Raw genomic sequence first — 16,631 nt, 5'->3', positions numbered from 1 at the left:
CAAATCGGCGACCGCACTGCGCAATTCATTGTGTGATAAGCGGCACGGTGGACGCACCTCGGACAGGGCGTCAGCGGGAGCATGCAGGCGGAGGAGAGCGGTGAGCACATTGTCTTCGCTCGGCCTGCTAGACCAATCGCATATCCAGAATTTGGTATGGCCTCTGAGGTTGTAGTCGATGCGGTATTTCATAGTCTGCTCGATTTGCTCCACCGCACATTGGTGATGCCGTATCGTTCGGCTGATGATTTATCAACCATGTGAAATTTTACGGCCCCGAACCTCGGTATCACTCCCACGCCCGCATCGCAGGCGGCCCAATGCCAAGCATTGGCATCGTCCATGCGCTCGGCCCGGATTATGAAGCGCCGTGTCCCGCCGTGTAACTCATACACGACGGCATAAAGTGAGTCGGTTGTCATTTCCCTATTTCCGATTGCTTTAGGCCATCAATCTTTCTACCGCTTAAGTACGGGCGCGGCAATGCTGCTGTCGGGCCATCACAGCAATTTTTCGATGAGTATTCTGGAGTAAATATGGGCTCGACCGACCTCGGACCAGGCACAGCCACCCCGCTGGGCAGAAGGCTCCTCTACTGCTACCGCTGAGTGGTTGGTCGCTCCAGCCTTCCGCACATACTCCCGGGCTCGCCACAACGGCGGGTCTTTTCTTTTCCTGCTTCCCGCAAGGGAGGAACCCGGATGTCCAACATGCCAGACAAACCAGACACCTGGGCGATTGCGCTTGCGTGGTTGAGCCAGCATTCGCCTTTGCTGTACGCGGCCGGCCTCTCCTGCGCCATGGCCGTACTGAGAATCACCTACGGTGGTGGCACTCGCCGGCAGATGCTGGTGGAGGGAGCCATCTGCGGCGGCCTGACCCTGACAATCATCAGTGGCTTCGAGTTCTTCGGCCTGCCACAGAGCATGGCTGCCTTTGTTGGCGGGTGGGTTGGCCTCCTTGGAGTGGAAAAGGTTCGTGCGATTGCTGATCGCGTTACCGACTTCAAGCTGCCTGCCCGCAAGACTGACTGAGCCGCGCCACAAATTCTAGGTGCGCCGTTTCGTGGCGCGAGGTATCGCAATGATCACTCTGACCGACATCAACCGTCGCCAGCACTATCTGGCCCCGACCGCCATTGCCCGCGTGCAGGAAGCCGGCACCAGCTCGCAGTGGCACGGCATCTGCGCCATTGTTCGCACCTTCGATGGTCAGGTGCTTGAGGTTAAGCAGCGGGCTGATGACATCGTGCGTCTGATCAGCGAAGCGAAAGGCTGATGGCCAGGCTCAAGACGCTCGGCTCACGCATCAAGGAGAGCGCAGGGTCGCGGGTCAAGGTGGTCACTCCTGGCAGCTGGCGGAGCGGTATGACCAGCTCCCAACGTGGCTACGACTACCGGTGGCAGAAGGCGAGAGAGCAGTACCTACGTGATAACCCACTGTGCGCATACTGCGCCCGGCAAGGGCGAACGGCAGCGGCCAGCGTCGTCGACCACATCGTGGCGCACCGAGGCGACAAGGATCTCTTCTGGAATCAGGCCAACTGGCAGTCGCTCTGCAAGCCCTGCCACGACTCGGTCAAGCAGGCCGAGGAGGCTTCAGGCCTGATGGGCTGACCGCCAACGCAATGGCGCGAGGTCGGCTGAGGCATCATCGCGGCACGCCAGTGACGTGCTGCGAGGGTGGGGGGAGGTCAAAATATAGCGATTCGCATCTAGCTAGACCGCCTCCGACCCCACGTACAGATTTTTTTCCCCCACAGGATTTTTGTTAAATGGCTTTAACATCCCGCAAGCGCGCTTTCATCGCAGCGCTGAGGGAAGGTGCGTCCAATCGAGACGCAGCTGTGGCAGCAGGCTATTCCGAGAAGACAGCGTCTGCGGCGGGGTCTCGGCTGGTGAAGGACAAGGATGTGGCGGCCGAGTTGGCCAAGCTCCGTGCCCTGGGTCTGATGCCATCGGATGTTAAAGCAGATGTTAAAGCCCCTGTTAAAGCTAAGCAGGCACAGGAGCCCTCGTCGCAGGCTGATCCGTCGCCTGCAGAGGACGCTCATGCGGAACCGGAGCCAGCTGGCTTCGACCTGATGCAGGCGCTCCTGCACCGCGATCCAAAGGACTTCCTGCTGTCGGTGATGAACGACCTGGAGTCTGAGCCGAGGCTGCGGGTCGATGCCGCCAAGGCACTCATGCCCTTCGTGCATCCCCGCAAAGGGGAGAGCGGGAAGAAGGACCAGGCCCAGGCCAAGGCTGAGCAGGCCTCCACTGGCAAGTTCGGCGCCCGGCGTGGTCCGCTGAGGTCGGTTAAATGATGGACTGGACAACTGCATGCCCTGACTGGGAGCAGCGCATCGTTGCGCGCAAGAGTCTGATTCCGTTCAAGCCGCTGTTTCCGACTGAGGCCGAGGAAGCCCTCGACGTATTCGGTGCGCTCCGGATGGTCGATGCCACCGGTAGCCCGCTGATGTCCGAGACTGTGCGCGACTGGGTCAACCAGTTCGTGGCCGCCATATTCGGCGCCTATGACCCCGACGAGGGGCGTCGCCTGGTCAGCGAGTTCATGCTCCTGATCAGCAAGAAGAACGGCAAGTCGACGATTGCCGCTGGCATCATGCTAACGGCCTTGATCCTCAATTGGCGGCCCTCGGGTGAGTTCATCATCCTGGCGCCGACCAAGGAAATCGCGGACAACTCCTACATTCCGATCCGCGACATGGTGCGGGCCGATGAAGAATTAGACGCCTTGCTCAAAGTGCAGGACCACCTGCGCACCGTTACCCATCGGCAGACCAACGCCACGCTCAAGGTGGTGGCCGCCGACAGCGAGACCGTTTCAGGCAAGAAGGCCATCGGCGTGTTCGTCGATGAGCTGTGGGTATTCGGCAAGCGTGCGAATGCCGAAGCCATGTTGCGCGAGGCCACGGGTGGATTGGCGTCTCGGCCAGAGGGTTTCATCATCTGGGCAACGACCCAGTCTGATGCGCCGCCGGCCGGCGTGTTCCGGCAGAAGCTGCTGTATGCCCGCAAGGTGCGCGACGGCGAGATCGTCGACAAGTCGTTCTTGCCGGTGCTGTACGAGTTCCCCAAAGCGATGCTCGATGCTGGGGCGCACCGGGATTTCTCCAACGCCTATATCACCAACCCCAATCTGGGGCTGTCGGTCGATGAACCCTTCATCGAACGTGGATATGCCCAAGCGCAGATGGATGGGGAAGAGTCATTCCGCGGATTCTTGGCCAAGCACCTCAACGTCGAGATCGGCCTGGCCCTGTTGTCCGATCGCTGGGCTGGCACTGATTACTGGGAGCAGCAAGCTTCCGAGCTGTGCAAGACCCTGGATGATCTGATCGAGCGCTGCGAGGTGATCGACATCGGGATCGACGGCGGGGGGCTGGACGACCTGCTGGGGCTGGCTGCCATCGGGCGTGAAATAGGCACGCGGCGCTGGCTGACCTGGACTCACGCCTGGGCGCATCCATCGGTGCTGGAGCGCCGAAAGTCAGAAGCACCGCGCATTCGGGACTTCGCCAAGGATGGGCACCTGACACTGGTCAAGCGGATCGGTGATGACATTGATGACGTGGCCCAGTTGGTCGCGAAGGTCGAGCAGGCCGGGCTGTTGGACAAGGTCGGGCTCGACCCAGCTGGTGTCGGCGCGATTCTCGATGCCCTGGAGGCGGCCGGGATACCCCGCGACAAGATCGACGGCATTTCGCAGGGCTGGCGCTTGGGCGGATCAATCAAAACTGCGGAACGCAAGCTGGCAGAGGGCGCCCTGCTGCACGGCGGCCAGCCGATGATGGCGTGGTGCTGCGGCAATGCTCGTGTCGAGCCGCGAGGCAACTCGATACTGATCACGAAGCAGGCCAGCGGCTCGGCGAAGATCGACCCGCTCATGGCGCTGTTCAATGCTGTGACGCTGATGGCCCTCAATCCAGAAGCGAAGAGCGGCATGGACAACTACCTCAACCACGGCTTCTTCGACCTCATAGGCTGACCATGGCATTCAAATGGTACAACCCCGCGACCTGGGGCTTTTTCGGTTATACCGACCCGACCACCGGGAACTATGTGGAGGCCGATCTAGAGGTTGGCGGCAGGCGGACGAAGGCTGGCGTGCGGATCACCACTAGGACCGCCTTGTCCATCAGCATGGTCTGGTCCTGCGTCAAAGTACTCTCGGAATCGCTGAGCGGCCTGCCGCTGAAGCTGTATGAGGATAAGCAGGGCGGTCGGCAGATGGTCAGCGGCAACGACCGCATGCTCAAGTTGCTGCGCAAGCCCAACCCCTACATGACCATGCTGAACTTTCTCAAGTTCGTGGTCGTGAACATGGCGCTGCGTGGCAACGCTTTCGCGCTGATCGAGCGCAACGGTCAGGGGGATGTGATCGGCCTGGTGCCGTTGGATGGTCGAACAGTCAAGATCGATACAGAAGACGATCTGCTTTACACGGTGACACCCGCCGAGGGTAACCCGTTTCCGGTTTCGCCCGAGAACATGCTGCATTTCAAGTTGTTTAGCCTTGATGGGATCGTCGGCCTTTCACCGCTCGAATACCAGGCCGAGACCATGGGCTTAGCCAAGGCGGGCCAGCAGTGGTCGGCCCGCTTCATGCGCAAAGGCGGCTTCACTGGCGGCTACGTCATCTACGACGGCTTTCTGACCGAACAGCAGCAAGAGCAGATCCTCAAGCGATTCCCAGATGTCCGCAAGGCTGACACTGACGACATCGGCAAGATGGCGATCCTGCAGGGCGGACCCAAGATTCACCCAGCCGGGATTTCGCAAAAAGATGCGCAGTTCATCGAATCCCAGCAGTTCCAAGAGGAGGCGCTGGCGGGCATCTACGGCGTGCCGCTCTGGTTGGCCAACCGCGCTGGCAAGACCTCAATCATGGGCTCCAACTTGGAGCAGCAACTGATCGGGTTCATCACCTTCGGCCTCAAGCCCTACATCGATACGGTCGAGGACGAGCTCAACAGCAAGCTGTTCGGTGCATCCGGGCGCTTTGTCGAGTTCGTCGTCGAGGGGCTGATGCGCGCTGATAGCGCTGGCCGATCCACCTACTACGGCGGTGCGCTAGGCGGCTCAGGAGGCTCTGGCTGGATGAGCATCAATGAGGTGCGCTTGAAGGAAAACCTGCCTCCCCTGGAAGGCGAAGAATACAACCGGGTTACTCGGTGGGAGATGCAAACAAATGGCGAACCTTGAATGCCCCTTTGAGCTCAAGTCCGTCGACGAGGCCGGCAACTTCGAAGGCTACGCCGCGGTGTTCAACAACGTAGACCTCGGCGACGACGTGATCGTGCCAGGGGCGTTCACCCGGGTGAAGGCAACCCGCGGCGGCAAGCTCAAGCTTGCCCTGTACCACGACCTGACCCGCCTGGTCGGCGCCGCCGACTTCACGTCGGACGATCACGGCCTGCTCTTGAAGGGCCAGGTCAATCTCAAGGTCAGCTACGCGCGCGACGCGTACGAGCTGATGAAGGACGAAGTCCTCGACAGCATGTCGATTGGCTTCAACACCCTCAAGGCAGATTTCGAAGAGCGCGCCGGCCGGCGTGTCCGTGTCATCAAGGAGGCCGAACTCTGGGAGGCCTCATTCGTACCGTTCGGCATGAACCCCGAGGCGCAAGTTCTCAGCGTCAAGTCGGACATCAGGCTTTTCGAGAAGGCCCTGCGTGAACGCATGGGTCTCTCGCAGAAGGAAGCGGCGGCAGTCGCTTCGCTCGGCTACACCGCGCTGCGCCGTGACGGCGGAAGCGAGGCCACGGCGATCGTGGATGAGCTGAAAGAAATTCCCAACTTGTTCACCCAATATTTTGGAGTATCGCCATGAGCGAAGTAAAAGAACTGAAAGACTCCCTGGAGCTGCAACTCAAGAACGGCTTCGGTGAGCTGCAAAAGAAGTACGACTCTGCCATGCAGGAGTTGGAGAAAGGCAACGAAGTCGCTGGCGACCTCAAAAAGCAGATCGCAGACACGAAGGGCGAACTGCAGAAGGTCATCGACCAGGTGGTCGATCTCGAGCAGAAGGGCGTGAAGCTGCGTGGTCTGCCGGGCGAGGGCAAGAGCTTCATCGACCTGATCAAGGGCGACGACACCTACAAAGCGTTGAACCAGAAGAACGCTTCCCTGGCGCAGCTCGAAGTTACCAAGTCCGACATGGCCAGCATGAAGGAAATGAAGGTCACCAGCGCCGGTATCGTCGCCCCGATCTACGACCCGGTTATTCAGCCGGGCATCCGCCAAGAGCTGCGCATCCGCGATCTTCTGACCGCGATCCCGGTCTCCGGCCAGCAGTACACCTACTTCCGCGAGGACGTACACACCCGTGGCGCCGCGACCGTGGCGGAAGGCGGCCTAAAGCCAACCAGCAATGTCACCTTCACCAACGTCACCGATCGCGTGAAGAAGATCGCGGTCTGGATGCCGGTGACGGACGAGGCGTTGGATGACGTGCCGCAGATGTTCGCCTACCTGCAGCAACTTCTGCGCTACGACCTCAAGCTCGAGGAAGAGGCGCAGATCCTCAAGGGCGACGGGCTCGGCGAGAACCTGAATGGCTTGATGACCCAGGCGACCACCTACAACACGGCCCTGAGCAAGGCTGGTGATACCGCCATCGACCTGGTGCGCCGCGCTATCTACCAGGTTCGCAAACAGTCGCAGATGTCCGCCGATGGCGTGGTGATGACTGAGCTCGACTGGATGAACATCGAGCTCCAGAAGGATGGCGAGAACCGTTATCTCTTCGCCAACCTCCAGGGCCTGGTCACTCCAATTCTCTGGGGCCGTCCGGTTATCACCTCAGACAGCATGGACGAGGGCGACGAAGCCGCCGGTGGCGAGTTCCTGGTGGCTAACTTTGCCCGCTCCACCACGCTGTTCGACCGCATGTCGTTCTTGTTCAAGATGGGCCTGATCAACGACCAGTTCATCAAGAACGAACGAGCGCTGCTGGTTGAGGAGCGGCTGGGTCTCGGCGTCCGCCGCAAGGAAGCGCTGGTCAAGGGCAACTTCCCAACCGCTGCGTAACCAACCCCTTAGCGAAGGCCGGCAAGTCGCCGGCTTTATCGCGCTTGGAGGCATCATGAAAATCAAGATTCTGTGGGGCTTCGTCGGTAACGGCGCCCTGCTGGGTGGCACCTCGAACAAAATCAAGGCCGGCGAAACCTTCGACGAGGCGGATGACGAATACGCTTATTCGCTGATCGGTAAAGGGCTGGCGGTCGAGGTGGATGCAAACGGCAAGCCCCGAGCGGCGAAGCCAAAGGAAATCAAGCCTGCAGCGGCCAAGGAAGAGAAGGCCTCCACCGAAAAGGCTGCAGCCGCAAAGGCAGCTGCTGACAAGGCTGAGGCTGAAAAAGCGGCTGTGGAGAAGGAAGCAGCCGAGAAGGCCGCTGCCGAGAAAGAAGCTGCTGACAAGGCTGCCGCCGAGAAAGCCGCCGCCGAGGCCAAGTAAATGCTCGAGCTGGCCACCGTGAAGATGCACCTGCGGGTCGACGGCGAGGAGGAAGACGCTTTGATCGTCGGTTACGTCGCAGCGGCCAAGGCCCACGTCGAGCAGCACTGTGACCGCAAGCTGGTCGATGCTGACCCGGTCGAGCCGGAGGAAATGGGTTTGACCAGCGATGTTGAGCAGGCGGTCCTGCTGCTGGTCGGCCACTGGTACGCCAACCGCGAGGCAGTTGCAGTGGGCACCATTGCCACGGCCATGCCGCTCGCAGTCGAAAGGCTGCTCTGGTACAGGAAGCGCTTCTGATGAAAGCCGGACCCATGCGGCACCGCTGCCGGATCTACAAGCCCCACCGCGAGCAAAACCGCTCCGGCGGCGCCACGGAGGCCTGGGTGGAGGTCGGCGAAGTCTGGGCAGAGGTCACCACGCCGACGGGTAGGGTTTCGCCTGTGGCCGAACAGCTGCAAGCGGTGATCAGCGCTGAGATCCGCATCCGGCCACGTTCGGACATCGTCGCTGGCTGGCGACTGACCGAGAAACGCACGGGCATCACTTACAAGGTCGAGGCGCCACTGCTCAACAACGAACGGGACATGCTGCGGCTGCTGTGCTCCAGCGTCCCAAACCCATGAGGTGAACCATGAAAATTCAAGCTTTGGGGCCGCTAACCGGCGCTTCTGGCGAGCGCGAGAAGGGCGAGGTCTTCGTCGTCGACAAGACATATGGCGAAGGGTTGATCGCCCGCGGTTATGCCGTGGAAATCAAAGACGAGGCCACCACCGCTGATAAGCCAGCGAAGGGCGCCCAGGCCAAGGAGTGAGCCATGGGAAGCCGGTCCAGCATTCGGGGCGATATTCGGCTGCGCCGAACGCTGCGAAACATTCACAAGACGATGGACAACGAGCTTCAGCCGGCCATGCTGGAGGCTGCTAACCGGATCTTGGAGAGCCAGCGGCAGCTGATTCCTAAAGATACCGGGGCCGCCGCCGCCGCGCTCAAGGTGTACGTCTCGCCCAGCGGCTTGGATGCGCAAATCGGCATACGCGGTAAGCGCGACAACCGGCGATTCTTCTACCTACGCTTCATCGAGTACGGTACCAAGGGTTACATCGGCGGCAAGCGGGCCGGTGATCGTAATCGGCGCGTCACCAACAAGAGCGATGGCACGCACTTCTTTGGCAAGTATCCAGATATCCCGGCCAGGCCTGCACATCCCTGGCTTCGTCCATCGATGGACGTCAACCGGGAGTACGTCATGGCTGATATCGAAGCCGCCGTGCGTCGCACGCTCCGCAAAGCGAGCCAGGGGGTAGGCAATGACTGATCCATCCTTGGCCCTGCAGGAGGCCATCTTCGCCAGGCTTCAAGAGGAGGTCAGTTGCCCCATCTACGACGGCGCGCCGCTTAATGCGGACATGCCGTATGTGTCCATCGACCGGGAGGTTTCGGTCAACAGCAGCCCGATTTCGGGCCGCAAGCGTGAGACGCGCCTGCTGTACCTCTCGGTTTGGTCCGATGCAGTCGGTCAGGCCGAGGTCAAGCGCATCAACGGCGAAGTCATCGCCGCTCTGGATGAGCGCCGGCTGCCGCTGGGAGTGGGGCGCGCGGTGTCTGTCAGGGTGGAGCAAGCCGACGCCCAGCGCGACGCCGACGGCATCACCTATCAGGGTTCGATCACTGTCCGCGTGATCACCACCCACTGAATCACTTATCGGCCGCGCCGCGGCTTTTATCCAATGTGCCTTTGGAGGATCCCCCATGGCCGAAGACAACCTCAACACAGCCGCCGGCTGCCGCCTTGCCATTGGCGGCAAGACCGGTGCAGGCACCCTCACCGAGTACGAAGCCGACACCTATGTCCAGGTGGGTGAGATCGAAGACTTGGGCGATTTTGGCGATACCTTCAGCGCCGTTAACTTCACTGCGCTGAGCGATGGCCGTGTGCGCAAGTACAAGGGCACAGCTGACGCCGGCAACATGACCCTGACCGTGGGCCTGGACAGCGGCGATGCCGGTCAGAAGGCCGTGTCGGTAGCGCACAAGGACCGCTCCAAGGGTAACTACAACGTCAAGGTCACGCTCAACGACGGCGACCCGGACGCGGCCACTCCGATTCTGCCAACCACTTTCTATTTCGGTGTGAAGGTGATGAACAACACGGTGGCCCCTGGTGCGGCCGACAACGTCGTGCGCCGCAACATGACGTTTGCAATCAACACCGACATCATCGAGATCCCCGCCGGCCCGGCCGTCCCGTGATCAACGGGGCTGAGCCCCGTTCTTTTCTGCGAGAAATCCAATGAGCGAAGCCTTGCACGGCACCGTCACGCTGGTGATCGGCGCCCGCAGCTACACCCTGAAACCCACGCTCGATGCGGCGCTACGAATCGAGGCCCGCTTCGGCGGTCTGCGCGCCGCGTTGGAGTCCATGCGGATCATGAGCATCGCTGCCTGTGCTGACATTGTGATCGCCGGCGCCGATTTGAAGCCTGAACAACATCCAGTGATCGCTGGCGAAGTGTTCCATACCGGCGTGGCCAAGGTGTCGGGCCTGCTGACCGAGTACATCACCGTCCTGCTCAACCCGGTACCGCCGAGCGTGGCCGCCAGGGGAAAGGACGAGGCGGCCAGCACAGCGCAGTGAAAAACGGCAGCTACGTCGACTATTTGTTCGGCGTGGCCACCGGCTGGCTCGGCTGGCCGCCCGACACTGCGTGGCACACCCCCATCCCGCAGATCATGCTCGCGCTCGATGCTCGGCTCGACTGGACGGGTCGCGGGCAGGCGCATGGCCAGGCTCAGGCCTTGCCGCAGAAGCGTGAAAGCGTCGCGGACAAGTTGAAGAGCTTCCTGCGAGGGCGGCCCAAACAGTAGATAGCGTGCCGCCTCCGGGCGGTTTTATGTGCTTGGAGATTTGCATGGCCGACCAACAAGTCCAGGGGATGCTGGTCCAGATCGAGGCCACAACGGCGCAGCTGCGTCGGGAACTGGCCAGCGCAGACCAGGTAGTCGCACGAACTACCCAGTCGATCGATCAAAACCTCGCTCAGGTCGACTCGGCGTTCGACAGCGCAGGAGGGGCTGCCGAGAAAGCTGGTGTGCTAATGCGTGGCGCCTTCGCTGCCGTGGCTGGTGCAGGATTGATCGGCGGCATCATCAAGCAGGTCGACGCTTACGGACAGATGTCCGACCGCATGAGGGCCGCCGCCGGCAGCGCTGGTGAGTACCAGACGGTGCAGGAGCACCTGCTGCGCACCGCGCAGGAAACTTACCGGCCGCTGGCTGAAGCGCAAGAGCTGTACATCCGTACTGCGGACGTCATGCGTAGCCTGGGTTTCAATACCCAGCAGACCCTCGACATCACCGACAGCTTCAGCTTCCTGCTGGTGACCAACGCGGCTGCTGCCGACAAGGCCGGTTCCGCTCTTGATGCCTATTCCAAGGCTCTGCAGACCGGCAAAGTCGAGGCCGATGGCTGGGTGTCCATTCAGGACGCCATGCCCACCATCGTCACAGCGATCGCGACCGCCACCGGCAAGAGCGCCGAGGAAATCCGCAAACTGGGCGTAGAGGGCAAGCTGTCGCTCGATGACATCAATACCGGCCTGCTACGCACCGTCGAGGTGAACCGCAAGGCAGCGACCGATATGTCCACCAGCGTCCAGGATGCGATGGTGAACATCAGCAACGCCGTCCAAACCTTCCTGGGTGGCATGGAAGAGCAGACCGGCGCTGTTGCTGGCCTGTCGAGTGTGCTGATCACTCTGGCCGACAACGTCGATCTGGTGGCCGTGGCCATGGCTGGCGCTGGTGTTGCGGCGTTGACCAACTATGTTGCGAAGTCTGGGCTGGCTGCGAAATCGGCGCTGGCGGACCGCGCGGCGCGTATCGCCCAGGCCGAGGCCGTGCTGCAGGCTGCACTCGCCGACCAGCGTAAGGCCGAAACCGCGACCATCCTGGCGGCTCGCGAGGCAGCTGCTGCACGCGGCACGGCGGTACAGACGCAGATGTCGATTCAACTGGCTCAAGCCCGCCAGCGCGAAGCGGCGGCCACGGCCGCAGTAGCAACCGCACAGGCTGGTCTTCGCACCGTGGGTGCCGGCCTGCTCGGCATCTTGGGCGGACCGATGGGGCTGGCGTTGCTGGCCGGCACTGCGGCGGCCAGCTTCTTGCTGCTGCGGGACAACTCGGACTCACTTGAGAAGAAACTCGGCGACCTGAGTGATCCGCTCGATAAACTGGTGGATCGGTTCAACAAGCTTAACAGCGCGACCCAAGCAGTAGCGCTCCGGGAGCTGCAAGGCAAAATCGAGGACACGCAAAGCCAGTTGTCGCAAGTATCAGGATCGATTGCCGATCGGTTCGAAAATGATCTTCGTGGCGTAGGTGCAGCTGGCGTCGACGGCCTAATGGCTGGCTTGGCGCCCATGCCAGCAGAGGCCCAACAAGCACTCGATTTGGTGCGAGCCGCCGCTAACGATTTTGCGAAGGGCGCGGTTGTGGACTGGAAGGCTGTCGCTGACCAGGTCCGCGTCATCCCAGGCGTAACCGAGGCGATGGCCCAGGCCATCGAAACCGGGCAGATCAAGGCCTCCGATCTAAGCGGTGAGCTGCAGAACCTGAAGACCAAGCTCGCGGAGCTGACAGGCGAGACGGACCGAAATACGGTCTCGACCACTGCCAACAACGCCGCTAAGGCTGGCATGAGTTCTGCGGGGCAGACCTACCTCGAGACCCTGCAAAAGCAGCTGGCCGGGCTGCAAGACAATGGCGATGCAATGAAGATCGCCAACCGCCATATCGCGGAGAACGCCGACCTCACCGAAACAGATCGCCAGGCAATCCTGTCGGCAGCCAGTGCAATTGAGGCGCAGAAGAAGGCCAACAAGGATGCAACCGAAGGCAGTAAGGATCGCACGAAGGCGCTGAATGACGAGATCAAGGCACTCGACGCGATCATCGACCGCGCGCTACCGGAGAAGAAACGACTCGAGGATCTGGCGGAGGGCGTGCAGGGGCTACGCAAGGCCCAAGCTGCCGGCAAGATCACCGCGGCCGAGATGGAGCTCGGCATCAAGAACCTCAACACGGCCTACGCCGACCCTGTCCTGCAGAAGCGGGCTGAGGAAGAGAGGAAGCTTGCAGAAGTGCGCCGCAACAGCGCCGAGGCCTATCGCAAGGCGATGGAAGTGGTGTTGCAGACGCGGCAGGAGGCGATCAGCGCGGACGTGGCCGGCGTCGGCATGGGCGACGACCAGCGCGAAGAGGCTGACCGGCTGAATGCGGTGCGGCAGAAGTATGCCGAGGCACGCCGTCAGCTGGAGGAACAGCAGGAAGACGTGTCACGCCGCCTCAGCCAGGACGCCTACCAGCAGCGGCTGGCCGACTTGGCCGACTACCAGGCGCGTGAGCTGCAGATGGAGGTCGACGGCTTCGAGGCCAGGCTGCAGGCGCAACGTGACTACCGCAACGGCGCCAAGCGCGCATGGGCCAACATCCAAGCTGATGCGGCGAACGTGGCCGGCGCAACCGACGACATGCTCACCACCGGTTTCAACTCTGCTCGCGATGCTGTGGCCGAGTTCGCCATGACAGGGAAGGCCAACTTCAAGGATTTCGCCACCAGTGTGATCTCGGACATGGGCAGGATTGCGAGCCAGCAGGCCGCGAGTTCGCTCTTGAGTGGGCTGGTCGGCATGGGCATTTCCGCTGCCAGTAGTTTCTTCGGCGGCGGTGGTGGCAATGGCCTTCCGGCAGGATCGGCAGGGGCAACTTCCTCGAATCTGGGCGCGTCCCAGGCTGGCTACGGCAGCACCTACTTTCCGCAAGCCTTGGGCGGCGCCTGGTCGAACGGCGTGCAGCTGTTCGAAAAAGGTGCCGGGTTCGCTACCAATACCATTCTGAATACGCCAACGATGTTTGGCATGGGCGATGGTGATCTTGGTATCGCTGGTGAGGCTGGGCCGGAGGCAATCATGCCGCTGGCGCGCGGGGCGGATGGCTCGCTCGGCGTGCAGATGGTCGGCGGAACGGGTGGTGGCTCGACCGTTGTTCAAGTCAGCGTGCCGGTGGCCGTGACGTTGGAAGATCGGAGCTCTGATGGGATGGAGCTGGATAGCACAGCCCTGCAGCAGAACATCCAGCAACAGATGCAAGGTGTGGCTGAGCGGGCTATTGCCGCTTCTTGGCGCGCCGGCGGCATGAGCTATCGAAACAGCAACGGGAGACGCTGATGGCGATCGAAACTTTCACCTGGACACCGGACGATGAGGCCAGCGGCGACAGCACCCTACGCACCAGAAAATCGCAATTCGGCGATGGCTATGTCCAGGTATCAAGCGATGGATTGAACGGCGAATCGGACAGCTGGGCGCTTTCATTCGGCGGGCTGGCCGATGAGATTGCGCCGGCTATCGCGTTCATACGTCGCCATCGAGGCGCCAAGTCCTTCCTCTGGACCAATCCAGAAGGCGTGCTTGGCATGTACCGCTGCGAGACCTTCCGGCAGCAGCGCAAGCCGGGAGGTGTGGTGATGCTGACGGCAACCTTTGAGAGGGCGTTTCACCCATGAGTTTGATCACGCAGCTGCAGAAACTGGAGCCGGGCGCGGAGATCCTGCTGTTTGAACTGGACGGTTCGGACTTCGGGGCGGACACGCTCCGGTTCCACGGGCATGCAATCCCGCATTCGCCCGAGGAGCTGGCCGCAGCTGGCGCAAACGCCGACCAGCTTCCGGCCAAGTCGATCTCGTGGCAGGGCAACGAGTACGGTGCCTGGCCTATGCAGATAGAGGGCATTGAAGCGAACTCGGACGGTACGGCAGTACGACCCACGCTGACCGTGGGCAACGTCAACGGCAGGATTACGGCGCTGTGCCTGGCCTTCGACAACTTGCTCGAGTTCAAGCTGACCATGCGTCACACCATGGCGCGCTACTTGGACGCGGCAAATTTCCCCGCCGGTAACCCGGAAGCTGACCCGAGTGAGGAGGCGATCGAGGTCTGGTACATCGACCAGAAGGTGTCCGAGAACGGCACCGCTGTGTCTTGGGAGCTGGCCAGCCCTGGCGACGTGGGCGGGGAGACAATCGGCCGGCAGATGACCCAGCTTTGCCACTGGGCAATGACCGCCGGGTACCGTGGGCCGAACTGCGGTTATACCGGCCCTTATTTCGACCTTGACGGCAATCCAACGGACGATCCGGCCAAGGATCAGTGCAATGGGTGCTTCGATACCGGGTGCACTGTCCGTCATGGTCCGGGTAACCAGCTGCCCTTCGGCGGCTTCCCGGCCGTTTCCCTGATCGCACGGAGCTGACCATGCGCAAACACATCCTCGCCGCCGTGCAAGTGCACGCTGCGGCAGAGTATCCGCGCGAGTGCTGCGGGTTGATCATCGCCGTGGGCCGCTCCCGGCGGTACCTACCATGCGACAACATCGCGACCGACCCGTCCGAGGAGTTCCGTATCTCCCCAGAGCAGTATGCGGCAGCCGAAGACCAGGGCAAGGTAATCGGCATTGTGCACTCGCACCCTGACGCGACCAGCAGGCCTTCGCCGCGCGACCTCGCGATGTGCGAGGCAACGGGGTTGCCCTGGTACATCCTGTCGTGGCCAGAGGGCGACCTGCGCACCATCACTCCGACCGGTCACACCCCGCTGCTGGGCCGACCCTTCGTGCACGGTGCCTGGGACTGCTGGCAGGTCTGCGCGGACTGGTATAAGCGCGAGTGGGGGTTGGATTTTCCGGCATACGCCCGGGAGGAGGGATGGTGGGAGCAGGCAGACGGCCCGAGCCTTTACGAGCAGACCTACGAGGCTGCTGGCTTTTACCAGGTCAGCCAGCCTCAGCGCGGCGACATGATCGTGATGTCTGTCGGCCGGACAGCTCACCCGAACCACGCCGGCATCTACCTGGGCGCTGACGCTCGGCTGCCCGTGGAAGCGGCGGAGGTCTTCGGCCCTGGCCCGTTCATGCTGCACCACTTGCTGGGGCGGCCATCAGAAATTGTTGTGTTTGGCGGGCCCTGGCTCGATCGGACGCGGCTTGTGCTTCGCCATCGCGATGCCAAGTGATGGTACATTCCCGGTTTTCAGGGAGGGATCACATGCGAATTCTGATCGGTGCTCTGGGTCTGGCTTTGCTGGCCGGGTGCGCTTCGATGAATGAGAAACGGGCCGATGGGCCTGCCAGGTCATTCAGTAGTGCAAAGCCTGTCGACAGCCTCGCTGAGTGCGTCCTTTTTGCCTGGCAGAACCAGTCGCTGATGGGAGCCCACTACGGCGCGTCGATACAGTCCCTTGCAGGTGGAGGCAGGACAGTTATCAGCGCTGGTGAAGTCGAGTTTGCCGACTTCCGTGGCTCAAACTCTGGAACTGAAGTGGATCTGTACTTCCAATCAGGCCTAATGGATTGGCGGAAAAATCGACGAATCGAGGCAGTCAACAGCTGCCTGTGAATAGACCGCCTACGGGCGGTTTTTTATTGCCTGGAGGAAAGCATGACTGCGAGTTCCATTGCCTACACGCCCATGACCACAATCAAACTTTCGGGCTCACTTGCCCAGAAGTTTGGGCGCCTGCATCGTCGAATGATTGACTCCGGATCTACCTGGGAGGTCTTTCAGGCCCTCAAGGCCACGCTTCAAGGGTTTGAGGATGAAATCAAGAGGTTGGACAGGCTTGGCCTCAGATTTGCGGTTTTTCGCAACAGGAAGAATGTTGGGCTGGACGAGTTTTCCCGCGCCGGTACACGTGAAGTTCGAATTGTTCCGATCATCAGTGGCAGCAAGCGCGGGGGCCTACTGCAGACCGTGATTGGCGTCGCTCTGGTTGTTGCCGCGACAGTAGCTTCCGGTGGCGTCGGTGCCGCATTTGCGGCTGGCGCAGGAGGGTGGGGTGTCGCCGCTGCCGTTGGTGCATCCATGGCTATTGGTGGCGTGATCCAGCTGCTCAGCCCTCAGGCTCAGGGTCTATCATTGAGCGCAGCAGCAGAGAACAAGCCCTCGTACGCTTTCGGTAGCGCCAGGAACACCACCGCCAGCGGCAATCCAGTCCCGATCTGCATCGGTAAGCGACGCTGGGGCGGGGCTATCATCTCGATCTCCATCGAAGCTCAAGACAAGGCCTAGGGCCAGCTCAGCACACTAACACCGCCTCCGGGCGGTTTTTTAT

The 16,631-nt window shown here is 61.5% G+C and carries 24 protein-coding genes; 23 read left to right on the top strand and 1 reads right to left on the bottom strand.

Features of this window, described 5'->3' with window-relative positions; genetic code table 11:
• Positions 1–188: 188 nt before the first annotated feature.
• Complete coding sequence (locus JET17_RS27390; protein WP_075044688.1) at positions 189–422, bottom strand: DUF6555 family protein; 234 nt, start codon at positions 420–422, stop codon at positions 189–191.
• Between the two features lie 279 nt (positions 423–701).
• Between JET17_RS27390 and JET17_RS20060 the strand changes: the two genes are divergently transcribed.
• The 23 genes from JET17_RS20060 (at position 702) to JET17_RS19950 (ending at position 16,588) form a co-directional block, all read left to right on the top strand.
• Positions 702–1,034, top strand: coding sequence for a phage holin, lambda family (locus JET17_RS20060; protein WP_012315772.1), 333 nt, complete (start codon positions 702–704; stop codon positions 1,032–1,034).
• Positions 1,035–1,083: 49 nt separating this feature from the next.
• Positions 1,084–1,278, top strand: coding sequence for a hypothetical protein (locus tag JET17_RS20055; RefSeq protein WP_012315771.1), 195 nt, complete (start codon positions 1,084–1,086; stop codon positions 1,276–1,278).
• Complete coding sequence (locus JET17_RS20050; RefSeq protein WP_012315770.1) at positions 1,278–1,616, top strand: HNH endonuclease; 339 nt, start codon at positions 1,278–1,280, stop codon at positions 1,614–1,616. The genes JET17_RS20055 and JET17_RS20050 overlap by 1 nt, the downstream gene beginning before the upstream one ends.
• Before the next feature lie 158 nt (positions 1,617–1,774).
• Positions 1,775–2,308 (top strand): terminase small subunit, encoded by a 534-nt coding sequence (locus tag JET17_RS20045; RefSeq protein ID WP_012315769.1) that lies wholly within the window; start codon positions 1,775–1,777, stop codon positions 2,306–2,308.
• Positions 2,305–3,993 carry a terminase large subunit gene (locus JET17_RS20040; RefSeq protein WP_012315768.1) on the top strand — a complete coding sequence of 563 codons (1,689 nt, stop codon included), beginning with the start codon at positions 2,305–2,307 and terminating at the stop codon, positions 3,991–3,993. The genes JET17_RS20045 and JET17_RS20040 overlap by 4 nt, the downstream gene beginning before the upstream one ends.
• Before the next feature lie 2 nt (positions 3,994–3,995).
• Positions 3,996–5,210 (top strand): phage portal protein, encoded by a 1,215-nt coding sequence (locus tag JET17_RS20035; RefSeq protein ID WP_012315767.1) that lies wholly within the window; start codon positions 3,996–3,998, stop codon positions 5,208–5,210.
• A complete protein-coding gene (locus tag JET17_RS20030; protein WP_012315766.1) occupies positions 5,197–5,838 on the top strand; it encodes an HK97 family phage prohead protease in 642 nt (213 codons plus the stop codon). Before JET17_RS20035 ends, JET17_RS20030 begins: the two co-directional genes overlap by 14 nt.
• Positions 5,835–7,037 carry a phage major capsid protein gene (locus JET17_RS20025; protein WP_012315765.1) on the top strand — a complete coding sequence of 401 codons (1,203 nt, stop codon included), beginning with the start codon at positions 5,835–5,837 and terminating at the stop codon, positions 7,035–7,037. Before JET17_RS20030 ends, JET17_RS20025 begins: the two co-directional genes overlap by 4 nt.
• 55 nt (positions 7,038–7,092) lie before the next feature.
• Entirely contained in the window at positions 7,093–7,464 is a 372-nt protein-coding gene (locus tag JET17_RS20020) for a hypothetical protein (RefSeq protein ID WP_012315764.1), read from the top strand.
• Positions 7,465–7,764: a head-tail connector protein gene (locus JET17_RS20015; RefSeq protein WP_012315763.1), complete on the top strand. Its 300-nt coding sequence runs from the start codon at positions 7,465–7,467 to the stop codon at positions 7,762–7,764. It abuts the gene before it with no gap.
• Positions 7,764–8,090 carry a phage head closure protein gene (locus JET17_RS20010; protein ID WP_012315762.1) on the top strand — a complete coding sequence of 109 codons (327 nt, stop codon included), beginning with the start codon at positions 7,764–7,766 and terminating at the stop codon, positions 8,088–8,090. Before JET17_RS20015 ends, JET17_RS20010 begins: the two co-directional genes overlap by 1 nt.
• Positions 8,091–8,098: 8 nt before the next feature.
• Positions 8,099–8,278, top strand: coding sequence for a hypothetical protein (locus tag JET17_RS20005; RefSeq protein ID WP_012315761.1), 180 nt, complete (start codon positions 8,099–8,101; stop codon positions 8,276–8,278).
• Between the two features lie 3 nt (positions 8,279–8,281).
• Positions 8,282–8,782, top strand: a complete 501-nt coding sequence (locus JET17_RS20000) for an HK97 gp10 family phage protein (protein ID WP_012315760.1) — start codon at positions 8,282–8,284, stop codon at positions 8,780–8,782.
• The gene (locus JET17_RS19995; protein WP_012315759.1) at positions 8,775–9,161 is read left to right on the top strand and encodes a DUF3168 domain-containing protein; all 387 of its coding nucleotides are present in this window, start codon (positions 8,775–8,777) and stop codon (positions 9,159–9,161) included. The genes JET17_RS20000 and JET17_RS19995 overlap by 8 nt, the downstream gene beginning before the upstream one ends.
• A 55-nt stretch (positions 9,162–9,216) precedes the next feature.
• On the top strand, positions 9,217–9,717 hold the full coding sequence (locus JET17_RS19990; RefSeq protein ID WP_012315758.1) for a hypothetical protein: 501 nt from the start codon (positions 9,217–9,219) through the stop codon (positions 9,715–9,717).
• Between the two features lie 40 nt (positions 9,718–9,757).
• Entirely contained in the window at positions 9,758–10,102 is a 345-nt protein-coding gene (locus JET17_RS19985; protein WP_012315757.1) for a hypothetical protein, read from the top strand.
• Positions 10,099–10,332 carry a hypothetical protein gene (locus tag JET17_RS19980; protein WP_012315756.1) on the top strand — a complete coding sequence of 78 codons (234 nt, stop codon included), beginning with the start codon at positions 10,099–10,101 and terminating at the stop codon, positions 10,330–10,332. Before JET17_RS19985 ends, JET17_RS19980 begins: the two co-directional genes overlap by 4 nt.
• A 44-nt stretch (positions 10,333–10,376) precedes the next feature.
• Positions 10,377–13,691, top strand: coding sequence for a phage tail tape measure protein (locus JET17_RS19975; RefSeq protein WP_012315755.1), 3,315 nt, complete (start codon positions 10,377–10,379; stop codon positions 13,689–13,691).
• Entirely contained in the window at positions 13,691–14,029 is a 339-nt protein-coding gene (locus tag JET17_RS19970) for a phage tail protein (protein ID WP_012315754.1), read from the top strand. The genes JET17_RS19975 and JET17_RS19970 overlap by 1 nt, the downstream gene beginning before the upstream one ends.
• Positions 14,026–14,775 (top strand): phage minor tail protein L, encoded by a 750-nt coding sequence (locus tag JET17_RS19965; protein WP_012315753.1) that lies wholly within the window; start codon positions 14,026–14,028, stop codon positions 14,773–14,775. Before JET17_RS19970 ends, JET17_RS19965 begins: the two co-directional genes overlap by 4 nt.
• Positions 14,776–14,777: 2 nt before the next feature.
• Positions 14,778–15,533 carry a C40 family peptidase gene (locus tag JET17_RS19960; RefSeq protein ID WP_012315752.1) on the top strand — a complete coding sequence of 252 codons (756 nt, stop codon included), beginning with the start codon at positions 14,778–14,780 and terminating at the stop codon, positions 15,531–15,533.
• A gap of 32 nt (positions 15,534–15,565) precedes the next feature.
• The gene (locus JET17_RS19955) at positions 15,566–15,916 is read left to right on the top strand and encodes a hypothetical protein (RefSeq protein ID WP_012315751.1); all 351 of its coding nucleotides are present in this window, start codon (positions 15,566–15,568) and stop codon (positions 15,914–15,916) included.
• A gap of 42 nt (positions 15,917–15,958) precedes the next feature.
• Entirely contained in the window at positions 15,959–16,588 is a 630-nt protein-coding gene (locus JET17_RS19950) for a tail assembly protein (RefSeq protein ID WP_012315750.1), read from the top strand.
• Positions 16,589–16,631 lie beyond the last annotated feature (43 nt).

Source organism: Pseudomonas putida (assembly GCF_016406145.1).
Classification (GTDB): Bacteria; Pseudomonadota; Gammaproteobacteria; order Pseudomonadales; family Pseudomonadaceae; genus Aquipseudomonas; species Aquipseudomonas putida_E.
This window is presented reverse-complemented; position numbering and strand designations above follow the sequence as displayed.